The 473-nt window shown below is 69.1% G+C and carries 1 protein-coding gene; it reads left to right on the top strand.

What is annotated here, in order from left to right:
• Nucleotides 1–37: 37 nt before the first annotated feature.
• On the top strand, nucleotides 38–473 hold a 436-nt coding region (locus VR44_RS40435), incomplete at its 3' end, for a protein kinase domain-containing protein (RefSeq protein WP_342669447.1).

Here is a 473-nt window from a genome sequence, read left to right as displayed (position 1 = left end):
GACCATGACCGGAGCGCTGCTCGGCAGCCCTCACTACATGGCTCCCGAGCAGCTCAGCGGACAGACACCAACGCACTCGTGCGACCTGTACGCCCTGGGCGTCAGCCTCTACGAGCTCCTGACCGGGCGCCCCCTGTTCACCGCGGACTCCGCGTACGCCGTTATCGCCATGCATCTGTCGACCACTCCCGAACCGCCCAGCAGCCACCGGCCCGCAATCCCGTCCGACATCGACAACCTCATCACCTCCCTTATTGCCAAAGACCCCGCCGGCCGTCCCCTCACCGCCAAGGACGTCGCCGCACGCCTGCGCACCGCCCACCTCGCACCCGGGCCCACCCCCGTGCCGGCAGCGGAGGCGTCGGAAACCGACGAGCAGCACCTCCAACGGGCCGCCGAAGCCGGCGACTCCGACGCCATGTTCAGCCTCGCGCGGCTGCTGAAAGAGGCTGACCGCATCGACGAGGCAGAAG

The sequence above is a fragment of the Streptomyces katrae genome (genome assembly GCF_000966975.1).
Classification (GTDB): Bacteria; Actinomycetota; Actinomycetes; order Streptomycetales; family Streptomycetaceae; genus Streptomyces; species Streptomyces katrae.
Note: the sequence above shows the minus strand (reverse complement) of the source record. Positions and strands in the feature narration are given on the sequence as shown.